Annotated in this window: 7 protein-coding genes; all 7 read right to left on the bottom strand. The window is 70.1% G+C overall.

Annotated features, from left to right (window positions below; genetic code table 11):
• Positions 1–35: 35 nt before the first annotated feature.
• The 7 genes from ABIA35_RS43315 to ABIA35_RS43285 all read right to left on the bottom strand — a co-directional run bounded on the left by ABIA35_RS43315 (position 36) and on the right by ABIA35_RS43285 (position 11738).
• The gene (locus ABIA35_RS43315; RefSeq protein ID WP_370361893.1) at positions 36–1313 is read right to left on the bottom strand and encodes a cation:proton antiporter; all 1278 of its coding nucleotides are present in this window, start codon (positions 1311–1313) and stop codon (positions 36–38) included.
• Positions 1310–2812 carry a cytochrome P450 gene (locus ABIA35_RS43310; RefSeq protein ID WP_370361892.1) on the bottom strand — a complete coding sequence of 501 codons (1503 nt, stop codon included), beginning with the start codon at positions 2810–2812 and terminating at the stop codon, positions 1310–1312. The genes ABIA35_RS43315 and ABIA35_RS43310 overlap by 4 nt, the downstream gene beginning before the upstream one ends.
• Positions 2809–3915, bottom strand: coding sequence for an alpha-hydroxy acid oxidase (locus ABIA35_RS43305; protein WP_370361920.1), 1107 nt, complete (start codon positions 3913–3915; stop codon positions 2809–2811). Before ABIA35_RS43305 ends, ABIA35_RS43310 begins: the two co-directional genes overlap by 4 nt.
• Positions 3916–3962: 47 nt before the next feature.
• A complete protein-coding gene (locus ABIA35_RS43300; RefSeq protein WP_370343334.1) occupies positions 3963–5549 on the bottom strand; it encodes an NAD(P)-binding domain-containing protein in 1587 nt (528 codons plus the stop codon).
• A gap of 158 nt (positions 5550–5707) precedes the next feature.
• The gene (locus tag ABIA35_RS43295; RefSeq protein WP_370361891.1) at positions 5708–7267 is read right to left on the bottom strand and encodes a hypothetical protein; all 1560 of its coding nucleotides are present in this window, start codon (positions 7265–7267) and stop codon (positions 5708–5710) included.
• The gene (locus tag ABIA35_RS43290; RefSeq protein ID WP_370361890.1) at positions 7264–7779 is read right to left on the bottom strand and encodes a SigE family RNA polymerase sigma factor; all 516 of its coding nucleotides are present in this window, start codon (positions 7777–7779) and stop codon (positions 7264–7266) included. The genes ABIA35_RS43295 and ABIA35_RS43290 overlap by 4 nt, the downstream gene beginning before the upstream one ends.
• A 749-nt stretch (positions 7780–8528) precedes the next feature.
• A complete protein-coding gene (locus tag ABIA35_RS43285; protein WP_370361889.1) occupies positions 8529–11738 on the bottom strand; it encodes a glycoside hydrolase family 3 C-terminal domain-containing protein in 3210 nt (1069 codons plus the stop codon).
• Positions 11739–11786: the final 48 nt, after the last annotated feature.

Here is an 11786-nt window from a genome sequence, read left to right as displayed (position 1 = left end):
CGCATTATGTCAGACATTGATCTCAGGCCCCTGTTTCATCCGGCGGCCGCCGCGAGCTCGGCCTCGGGCTCGGGGCTCCCCGCGTCCTCCCGGACCGGCATCTTGCGGTCCAAGATGGTGAGCACCGGCGAGGCCATCAGGGTCGTGACAAGGGCGACCAACACCAGCGCGGTGAACAGCTCGCTGTTGATGATGCCGGCCTGAAGCCCCACGTTCAGCGCGATGAGCTGCATCAGCCCTCTGGCGTTCATCAGGGCGCCGAGCCGGACGGCGGTGGCCTGGTCCTGGCCGCTGGCCCGGGCGGCCAGCCAGCAGGCACCGAACTTGCCGACCACGGCCACGACGATCGCCAGCAGCGAGAACAGCAGCAGCGGCCGGTTGCCCAGGAGCGCGAACCGGGTGTTCAGGCCGGAGTAGATGAAGAACATCGGCAGGAAGATGATCCGGTTGCTGGTGCTGATGGTCCCGACCGCGCGCTCCGCGGCGCCGCTGCTGGGCATCGCCATGCCCACACAGAACGCGCCGAAGACCGAGTAGAGACCGATCTCGTCGGTGAACCACGCCGCCGCGAACAGCACCGCGGCCACGACCAGCACCTGGCCGTCGCTCACCGAGCCGCCGTTCTTCAGGGTCCTGGCCAGCAGCGGACGGACACCGTAGAGGATCGCCAGGGCGAACACCACGATCCCGCCCAGGGCGACCAGGATCGGCTTGGGCCGCCCCGAGGCCGCGGCCAGCACCCCGGCCAGCAGGCACCAGGCCACCACGTCGTCGATCGCGCCGCTGGCCAGGGCCAGCGATCCGTAGCGGGTGCCGGACAGGCCCCGTTCGGTGATGATGCGCGCCAGCATCGGGAACGCGGTGATGGCCAGCGCGACGCCTACGAAGGACTCCGTCACCGTCGGCGAGACCCCGGATACGAAGATCCCGACGCGTCCGTGCGCCGCGATCGCCAGCAGCCCGCCGAGCACCAGCGGCGCGGCGATGCCCGCACTCGACACGGCCAGGGCCGCCCGCGCGATGTGCCGGTCCAGATGCGACCGGAACTCGTGACCGGCCTGGAACATGAAGGCCACCAGGCCGATCTGGCCGGCGACGTAGAGCACCGGTTTGAGCGCGGCCGGGAACAGCTCGTGCTCGACCCGCGGGGCCACGGCGCCGAGCAGCGACGGGCCCAGCAGCACGCCGGCGACCATCTCGCCGACCACCGGGGGCTGCCCGGCGCGGCCGATCGACCAGGACACCAGGCGGCAGAACAACAGGATCACGACGACGGCGATGAAGAAGCGGGGCGAAAGGGCGGTGACGCTCATTGCTCGGCCTCCTGGGCGGCGAAGTAGTTCCGGCACAAGCGAAGGCGGCGCGCGTCCCAGACCATGTACGTGCCGAGCACGAGCTGGACCAGGCTGCGCCACACGTCTTCCCAGCGGTCGCGCACGCGCAACAGGGCCAGCCGCACGGCCGGCGGGCGCGGCTCGGCCGGCCCGTCGGCCGCAAGCGGCGTCAGCAGACACGGACCGCGGTTCGGCAGCGAGCGCGTGTGGCCCGCCGAGGTGGACAGGGCATAGCGCCGCAGCATTTCGGCCGCCGCGACCCGCATGGTCAGCGACGCGATGCCGCGCGCCGGGCACGGACGGTTCGCGCTGATCCCGAACGGGATGTTGTTCACCCGCTCCACGTGCTCGCGCAGCCAGCGGTCCGGATCGAACTCGGCCGCGTCGGCGGCGCCGGCGTGGTGGTACTCGGCGTAGTTGAACAGCAGCACCGATCCGGCCGGGATCGCCGTCTCGCCGAGCGCGATCTGCGCCGAGGTGATCCGGTGCGCCACACCGAACAGGGGATAGACGCGCAGGGTCTCGTCGATCACCCGGTCCAGGAACTCAGGATCCTGTTTCTCCCGCAGCTGACGCTGCAACTCCGGACGCGCCGCGATCGCCAGCAGCAGATGCGCCATCCCCTCGGACATCTGCACCACGGCGGTGTTGAAGTACGTGCCCTGAAGGTAGTACGCCTGCTCCTGTTCGCTGAGGGTGGTCGGCAGGCCGTGGGGCACGGCGCCGTCGGCGATCCTGCCGCGCAGGTAGCGCGTGAGCCGCTCGCGGCGCCGCATGTGCCGCAGCCGGGTGCATTTCAGGGCGCTGACGACGTCGTTCGCGTTGGCCACGATCAGATCGCGGGCCTGCGGCGGACACGGCTCGTCGAACACGACCTCGTAGTAGACCGAGGCCCACAGCGGCATCATCGCGTCGCGCAGGCGGACGACGCGGGCCCGGCGGGCGGTGCGGGCTCTGGCGCCGGTTCCAGCTCCAGCTCCGGCCCCGACTCCAGCTGCGGCTGCGGCTCCGGCTGCGGCTCCGGCTGCGGCTGCGGCTGCGGCTCCGCCCTCGCCACCGCCGACGCCGTCCAACCGGTCGAACTCGCGCACCGCACACCGGGCGACCAGTTCCTCCCAGTCGTCCTTGCGCAGCCGCGCGATCGTGCGCCGCGTGGTGCGCGCGACGTCGTCATACCGGGGCCCGGGCTCCAGATGTTCCTGATGCACCTCCGGCCCCGGCGCCAGCCAGTACCAGAACAGGTCCGACAGCGCGGCTCCCCGGCTGCGTCCGTCGGCGGCCGGATCGGCGTACACGCGCTTGAAATCGTCGGTACCGACCAGCTTGCCCGGCACCGGGATGCCCTCGGTGCCGTTGACGAGGGCGAATATCCGGACCCGAAGATTCACCACGATGCCCGGCAGCCAGTAGGGCAGGCTCGCCACGACCGCCACGGCCAGCGCGGCGGCCACCCACCAGCTCCAGGCCGTCTGGCTCACCGGCGGCTCCCGGCAGCCGGCCGGACCAGGTCGGGCGTGAGGTCGGCCAGGCCGCGCGCTCCGCACAGCGCGACCGTGTGGTCAACCTCCTCGTGCAGCAGTTCCAGCACTCGCGTGGCGCCCTGCTCCCCCGCGGCGGCCAGGCCCCAGACGATCGGGCGGCCGACACCGACCGCCGCGGCCCCCAGCGCCAGCGCCTTGACCACGTCGGTGCCACGCCGCACGCCGCCGTCCAGCAACACCGGAACGCTCCCGTCCACCGCCGCGACGAACTCCGGCAGCAGGTCGATCGTGGCCGGCACGGTGTCGAGCTGGCGGCCGCCGTGGTTGGACAGCAGCAGGCCGTCGACGCCGTGATCGACCGCGATCCGCGCGTCCAGGGGATGCAGGACCCCCTTGAGCAGAATCGGCAGCGCGGTGTGCTCGCGCAGCCAGTCGATGTGCTCCCACGACAGTTCCGGCGACATCGCGATCTGCCGCACGTTCCCCGGCTCGTCGCCGCGCAGGTTGCGCAGGTTCTCGCAGGCCATGCCGGGCGGCAGGTCGTGGAAGCGGTTGCGCTGGTTGCGCTCGTTCGCCCCGAGCACCGGCGAGTCGACGGTGACCACGAGCGCCCGGCATCCGGCGGCGGTGGCGCGGGCGATCAGCGCGATGGTGTCGTCCAGATCAGGCTGCAGATACAGCTGGAACCACAGCGCCGGGTCGCCGTCGGAATCACCGTCGGATTCACCGTCGAGGGCGGCGGCGCGCGCGGCGGCGGCCACCTCCCCGACCGCGACGGTGCTCGCCATGCTCGCGATCATGATGGTGCCCGCGCGGGCGGCGGCGCGGGCCGTGGCGATCTCGCCCTCGGCGCAGACCAGGCGGTGGAACGCGGTCGGCGACATCAGCACGGGCATCGAGGCACGCGCGCCGAACAAGGTGACGGACAAGTCGCGCTGTGCGCTGCCGCGCAGAACGCGCGGCAGAAGGCTGAGGCGCGCGAAGCCGTCCTCGTTGGCCCGCACGGTGACCTCGTCGCGCGCGCCGCCGGCCACGTAGTCGTAGTGGACGGGGTCCATGTGCAGGGCGGCCACGGCCTCGAACTCGCGGACGGTGAGCAGGTCGTCGAGCTCGACGGCGGGAGCGGGGGCTTGCGTGGCGGTGACGCTCACAGCGTCGCCACCTTTTCGAAGAAGGCCACCAGCGGCGTGCGGTGCGAGGCCTCGCCGTCCCAGTGGTTCTCCAGGTTCTCGGCGAGGTGGTGCTCGGCCAGGACCTTGCCGTCGCGATGGACGCGGATGACAGGGTGCAGATAAGCGGCGTCGTGTGCCGCTTCCGCGTCGTCCTGCGCGACCCGCTTCACGCTCGCGTCGAAGCGGTCGACCTTGTCGTGGTCGGGCCCGTACTCCAGGGTCGCCGCGATCAGCAGGCCGTCGTTGGCGAGCCCGCCGTCGAGCGCGTAGCCGACCGGCACCTCCTCGAAATACTGCGCCTGCCCGCCGGCCGGGAGCAGGATGACGTCGGCCATGACGCTGAACTGCTGCCACAGCGCCGAGCTCCGGTTGACGCGCTCGATGGTCGCCTCGGCCAGCGCCTCGGGCGTCGCCGCGATCTCCCGGTGCGGCCAGGCCTTCCGGTCCGCGCCGCGCTGGTCGAGGATCCGACTCAGGGCCTTGACGGTGTAGCGGAAGCCGTGGATGAAGCCGCTGGTCGCCTTCTTGAAATCGCGTTGCTGCATCAGGGTTCCGGCGAAGTACAGGCCCGGGACGTCGACCGACTCGAAGGCCGAGGTGAGCTCGGCGAAACGGTCCTTGTACATCAGGGCCGGCGAGCACTCGGGGGCGAAGGGCTCGGTGTCCAGCCGGAAGCCGGTGCAGCACAGGATCCGGTCGTAGTACAGCTCCTTGACGACCTCGTCGGCCCGGACGAAGGAGAAGCGCACGATGTACCCGCCGCCGGGCTGCGGGGCGATGTCCAGCACCTCGCCGTCCAGGATCGCGTTCTGGGACTTGAGCTGGTAGGTGTCGAGGAAGTTGTTGTTCACCGCGCGCAGGTGGCCGACGTAGTGCGTCTTCCACGCCAGCCGCACCCCGTCGGGGCCCGCGACGTGGATCACGGCGGCCTTCTCGATCAGGTTGTCGGCGGTCTCGAAGGCCGAGTTCCCCTTGCCCAGGATGAGCACCCGCTGGTCGGTGAAGTCCGCGGGGTCGACGGTCATCGTCGCGTACTGCTCGGCGTGCTCGATGCCGGGGATCGGCGGGATGTAGGGCTTCGAGACGCCGGTGGCCACGACCACCACCGCCGCGCGCCGAACGCTGCCGTCCTGCGCGGTGACGGTGAAGGGACCGCCGGCCTCGGGCCGCTCGACGCGCACGACGCGGGCGTCGTAGTGGATGTCCAGGCCGGACGCGGCCGCGAAGTCGGCGAGGTACTGGACGAACACGTCGGCCGGCGGGAAGTAGCGCTCGGTGTAGCGGGTGAACAGCAGCTTCGGATCGTCGGACAGGATCGAGTTCCAGTCCATCCGGAGGTTCAGCTCAGGGTCGTCGGTTCCGGTATGCGGCTTGTTCGACGAGATCAGAGTCCGGTGCCGCGGGAAGGTGGTGAAGAACGTCCCGGGGGCCTCCCCCGCTTCCAGCACCGTATAGCGGCTCCCGGACTCGTGCAGATGCCGGGCCAGTTGCAGACCGGCGGGCCCGGCCCCGATGACGAGGTGGTCGTAGAGTTCGGCGTCGATCGTCGTGGACTCAGTCACGCTGCTGTCCTTCCGAATGCTCCGTGTGGCGCGGTTGCACCCTCGTACGGGGTGGAGCATGCCGACGGAAATTCAGAGGATTTTCAGAGCTTCTTGCGCTGTGAGATCCCGCGGACGGCGGAGCGCGGAGCGCGGTGGTCGTCAGTCCTTCGCGGTCGTCAGTCCTTCGCGGTCCAGTGCGCGGCCGCTGCCCGGACGGCGTTCTGGAGCCACGCTTGATCGGCCGGTGATGACAGGTCGGGTATGGCGGTCTGGCCAGTGGTGACATCGATCCTCAGGATCGTGTCCCCGAAACGCATCCAGACGGTGATTGCGTTGGTCCCGACACCGTTCTCGATGAAGGCCTCGTCGGCGATGCCCGCTGGGAGGTCGGTGAGGCTGTCCTTGGAGTACAGCTGGCCGCCGTTGTCGCAGCCGCCCTTGGCCTGGCTGCGCGCCGTGGCCATGGTGGCCGGTCCGGTGCCGTGCGGCAGCGGATATTCGAGCTCTGCGATCTTCAGCTTCTTCCCGCCGGGCGCGGTCGCGGTGTAGAGGGCCATCCGGCCGGACTTGGCCAGCGGGTTGACGTCCTTGTAGTCGCATCCGTTGTCCATCGGCAGGTCTCCGGTGCTGCCGCTGGATGAGGTCTCGTCGTAGGTCGCGTCGGCGCCGAGGTCGCTGAGGTCGCTGAGGTCGCCGGTCTTCAGGAACTGTTTCGGACCCTTGCCGGCCGGCTGGGGCTTGCCGGTCGGGCCGTACCGCGGGGCCGCCAGGATCGCGGCCAATTGCTGCTCGGTGTACGGGTTCGACTTCAGCACCGCCGATGGATTTGGCGCCTGGTCGGTCGGGGCCGGGTCGGTGGCCGTGGTGCGCCCGGCGGCGTAGTCGGTCCAGACCGCGGCCATCCCGCCGCCGTTGTTCGGGTACTCCCGGATCGCGGCCGTGACCGTGACCGTGCCCTGGCTGTCCGGCGTCGTGGTGCTGTCGACCTTCGAGCCGTCGGGCAGCGGTGTGGAGACACACGTCGACCAGTGCGCGTCGTACTGAGGCAGCGGTATGGCGTGGAAGGCGTTCGCGAGCTTGTAGCCACATGGGAGGTTCTCGATGCTGACGTCCGGCTTGGTGTACACCGACCCTCCCAGCAGAGCGGTGTTCGCGACGAGGTTGATCACCAGGCTGCCATTCGGTCCGTTCCCGCCACGGGCCGGGATCGTGCCGTCGGCCGTGTAGACGGAGACGGCGGTGATAGAGGCGATGCCCTTGGCCGCCGAACTGCCGTCGCCGACGGTGCGGTACGCGGGCACCCCCACGCCGGTGCCCTCCACGTTCCGCAGGTGGGCGTGCGCGGGGTCCAGCGCGTCGATCAGTCCCGACATCTTGTCCACCGCCGACACTTGCACGACGTTCGACGTCTTGGCATCGGAGCGGTCCACCGTCAGGGACGCGTAGTCGAAGACACTCGTCGAGCGCGGACCCGCCGGCGCCGGCGCGGACGAGACGCCGAAACCGATGCCCCCGAGCCCGATCACCACGGCGGCCGTCACGGCCAGCGCCCCGAGCGCGCCCCCGCCGACCGAGACGGCCCGCAGGCGTCGCCGACGCCGTCCGCCGACCGCGATCGCCGCGGTGTTCGGCGTCCACCCGGGCTCGGCCTCGCGGCGCGAGCGGGCGAACATGTCCTGCATCCAGTTCTGGTCGTTCGAGTCGTTCAAGTCGTTCGAGTCGTTCAGGTCGTTCACGCGAGTTCCTCCGTCCGGGCGAGATGGGTCGGGTCGACAATGGTGCGCAGGGTGGTCAGGCCCTTGGACGTCTGGCTCTTCACGGTCCCGGTCGAGCAGCCCAGGGCTCGAGCGGTCTCCTCCACACTCAGGTCCTCGAAGTAGCGCAGCACCAGCGTCGCCCGCTGTCTGGGCGGCAGCTGCCGCAATCCGGCGACCAGCACATCGCGCACCCCGTCCGGCTCCGGCGCCGGATCGGCCACCTCCGGCAGCACGTCCGTGGGCGCCTCCCGCCGCCAGCGCGCGCGGCGCTTCTCGTCGATGCAGGAGCGCAGCAGCGTCTTGCGCAGGTAGGCGTCGAACGCCTCGTGGCGCTGGATGCGGTGCCAGGAGGCGTGCAGCTTCATGAAGGTGACCTGCACCAGGTCCTCCGCCTGGTGCCAGTCGCCGCACATCAGATAGGCGGTCCGCCGCAACGCGTGCGCCCGCCCGGCGACGAGTTCGTCGAACTCCGCCTCGTCCGGTCCCCGCATCCACCCCTGCCCTTCATGGAATCCCGTTCGGCGTCTTGCATGCCGTCGTATCGACGAGGGTGGGATTCCGCTGGGTTGCCTGGAGGATAGATCGTCTCCGCGGCGGCCGTGCGATGGGGCCTGATATCTCGAGGGTCGATGGCAGCTCGGTTCTGGTTCTCGTCTTGGTTCTTGGTTCTTGTTGCCGACTCATACAAAAGGCACGTCTGTTTGTGCCTTTAAGGCTATTTCTACGGCTTCGCGCACGATTTGCGGGATCCGCTGGTGGCGCAGTTCGGCTGAGCCGCTCGTTTCGCGTTGGCGGCTGGCGGCCGGCGGTTCGCGTGTTCACGACCGCGCGCCGGTCCGAGTCACTGCGCATGCGTCATGCGGGCGGGTGTCTGCCGCGTTTGGTGGGTGCCTAAGATCAAAGGCAGGTGCCTCCGGCGGGCGCTCTACAGCGGGGGGCGCCCCCTGCGGACCTCCTGAATGCGACGGCCCGCGACTGTTCGGCTTTGTCTTCGTGCGTGGGCGCGTTGCGTTGTTCGGTGGCGGTGCTGCTTGTGGTCGCCGTGTTCCGGGTCCCCCGAACAAAGAGCCCTCTATGGGATGCGGGATCCACGTGTCACACCGTGGTCAGTCCTCGATCGTCGACCTCTGTCGCCGCGTTGGCGCCAACCGCTTTGCAACCGCCGCAACAAGCCCGCGCCGGGGACCGATGTTCGGTCCCCGGCGCGGGCTGGCAGTGCTCAGCGAACTCCCCTACCGCGTTACGGCAGTGTCCACTTCTGGTTCGCGGCGCCCGAGCAGTCCCAGATCTGCAACTGGGTGCCCGATCCGCCGGAGCCGGTGTCGTCCAGGCAGCGGCCGGAGTGTGGGTTCACCAGGGTGCCGTTGGTCTGGGGCTGCCAGACCTGGGCGACGGTTCCGTTGCAGGTGTACAGCTGGACCAGGGTTCCGTTTGCGGTGCCGGCGGCGTTCACGTCCAGGCACTTGCCCAGGGCCTGCAGGGTGTTGTTCGATTCCACGGTCCACTGCTGGGCGTTGGTGCCGTTGCAGGTGTAGACCTGGACCGGGGTGCCGTCCGCGTTGTTCGCGCTGCGTACGTCCACGCACAGGCCCTGGTAGCCGGTGATCTGGCCGGTGCCGGTGGTCGAGGAGGAGCCTGCGGGCGACTTCCAGATCTGGTTCGCTGCGGCGGAGCAGTCGTAGATCTCCGCCTTCGTGCCGGAGCCGCCGGAGCCGGTGTCGTCCAGGCAGCGGCCGGAGGCCGGGTTGCGCAGGGTTCCGTCGGACTGGGGCTGCCACTGCTGTGCGCCGGTTCCGTTGCAGGTGTACAGGTCCACCGCTGTGCCGTTCGCGGTGCCGGCGGCGGTGATGTCCAGGCACTTGCCCAGCGAGTGGACCGTGCCGTCCGCCTCCTCGGTCCACTGCTGGGAGTTGGTGCCGTTGCAGGTGTAGACCTGGACGGCGGTGCCGTCGGCGTTGTTCGCCGAGGCCACGTCCAAGCACAGGCCCTGATAGCCCACCAGCGGCGTCGTCGGGACTCCGGCCGAGGTGGCGGCGACGGTCCAGACGAAGCTGGTCGTGGCTTGTGCACCGTTGGCGTCGGTTGCGGTCACGTCGGCGGTGGTCGTGCCGGCGGTCGTCGGTGTGCCGGTGATCTGGCCGGAGGACGAGATCGACACGCCGGCCGGCAGGCCGGTCGCGCTGAACGTCGGCGTCTGGCCTGAGGTGGTGTCGGCTGCCGTGACCTGCACCGAGACGGCGGTGCCGGCCACGCCCTCCTGCGGGCCCGGGGTGGTGACGCTCACCGGCTGGCCGAGCTGGTTCGCCGCGACCGACAGGGTGCCGGACAGCGTCAGGGCACTGGTGGAGTCGGCGTCGCCGACCGCGATGCCGTAGGTGCCGGTGCTGGTGGCCCAGTTGTCAGTGCTCGTATTCCAGTAGCGCAGGTTCTGCTCGGTCAGGGGGAAGGAGACGGTCTGGCTCTGGCCGGGCTGCAGGTTCACCTTCGCGAAGCCCTCCAGCTGCCGCGGCGGCTGGCCGGAGGCGGCCGGGTCGCTCACGTACAGCTGCGCGACGTCCGCGCCGGCCCGGGAGCCGGTGTTGGTCACCGTCGCGGTCACGGTGGCGGTGCCGCCCTGTGGCAGGGCGCTGATGTGCAGGTTCGAGTAGGAGAAGCTGGTGTAGGACAGGCCGTAGCCGAACGGGAACAGCGGCGTCAGGTTGTGGCTGTCGTACCAGCGGTAGCCGACGTCCACGCCCTCGGAGTACTGCACCTGGCCGTTGACGCCCGGCCACTGCGCGCTGGTGCTCGCCGGGACCTGGGACAGCGAGGTCGGGAACGTCACCGGCAGGTGGCCGGAGGGGTTGGTCGTCCCGTACAGGATGTTCGCGATCGCGGTGCCGTCGCTCTGGCCCGGGTACCAGGCCTCGAGGACGCCCTTGACCGAGGAGAGCCACGGCATGGTGACCGCCGAGCCGGTGTTCAGCACCACGATGGTGTTGGGGTTGGCGGCCGCCACCGCGGAGATCAGCGAGTTGTCGGCGCTGGACAGGTCGATGCTCGACAGGTCGCTGCCCTCGGATTCCGAGGTGCTGACGAAGACCACTGCGACGCTGGACTTCGCCGCGAGCGCCGCCGCCGAGCTGGACGAGGACCCGCTGTCGTAGGCCACTGTGGTCCCGGACGGGGCCGCGCTGGTGATGCCCTGCAAGGGCGTGACCGTGCCGCTGGAGTTCACCGAGGCGCTGCCGCCGCCGGCGGACTGCACGCTGGTCGAGGCGTCGGCGCCGATGACGGCGATGGAGGTGTCGCCGGATCCGAACGGCAGCACGTTGCCGGAGTTCTTCAGGAGCACGGTGCCCTGCTCCGCCAGGTGTTCGCCGGCCGCCTGGTTGGCGGTGCCGGTCGCGGTGGCGGCCGGGGAGCCCGTCGGGGGCTTGTCGAACAGGCCGAAGGCGAAGTCCTGGGTGAGGATCCGGGTGACCGAGGTGTTGATCGCCGCCTGGGACACCTGGCCGGAGTTGACCGCCGATATCAGGGCGCTGCCGAAGTAGGTGCTGTCCCCCGGCATGTCCTGGTCCAGGCCCGCGTTGACCGAGGCCGCGCCGGCGTGGGTGGCGCCCCAGTCGGAGGTGACGAAGCCGTTGAAGCCGAACTCCTGGCGCAGCACGGTGTTCAGGATCGTCGGGTTCTGACAGGCGTAGGTGCCGTTGATGGTGCTGTAGGAGCACATCACCGACGACGCGGCGCCCTTCTGCACCGAGGTCTGGAACGCGGGCTCGTAGATCTCCTGCAGCGTCTGGTCGCTGGCGATCACGTTGTCCGACGGCGTGTTCCGGTTGGTCTCCTGGTTGTACGCGGCCAGGTGCTTGACCTGCGCCATCGTCCCGGTCGACTGCACGCCCCGGATGTCGGCGGCGCCCATCTGGCCGTTGAGGTACGGGTCCTCGCCGACCGACTCGAAGGCCCGGCCCCAGCGCGGGTCGCGCACGATGTTGATGGTCGGCCCCAGGTCCACCGTGGTGCCCTTGGCCGCCTCCTCGCCGCCGATCACCTGGCCGAAGCTCTGCTCGGCGGAGGTGTCGAAGGTCGCCGCGACGTCGACCGGCGCGGGCAGCTGGGTGACGTCGTTCATGCCGTCGGCGACGCCGGCCGGGCCGTCCTCCAGGTTCATCGCCGGGATGCACAGCGCACCGATGGACGGTGTGAACCCGACGTAACTCGAACCGTTGGATCCGGTCATCAGCTGGACCTTCTGCGCCAGCGTCATGTGCGACAGCAACTGGCTCACGCGCTGCGGGATCGGCGCACTGGAGCCCACCCACGGACACGCGGTGGACGCCGCCGAGGCGGCCGGGGCGGCCTGCGCCCCCTGCGTGGCCGAATAGGTCGCGATCACGGACGCGGACAACGCGGCCAGCGAAATCGCCACACGGACCCGGCCGAGCCGGGGTTTCGCCGTACTGGACATCGTGCCTCCCAGGGCATGCGAGAGCGGGGCAGCTGTGCAGGAGGTTTT

It is taken from the genome of Catenulispora sp. MAP12-49 (assembly GCF_041262705.1).
Taxonomy (GTDB): domain Bacteria; phylum Actinomycetota; class Actinomycetes; order Streptomycetales; family Catenulisporaceae; genus Catenulispora.
The sequence above is the reverse complement of the archived record's forward strand: the minus strand, read 5'-3'. Positions and strand labels throughout refer to the sequence as shown.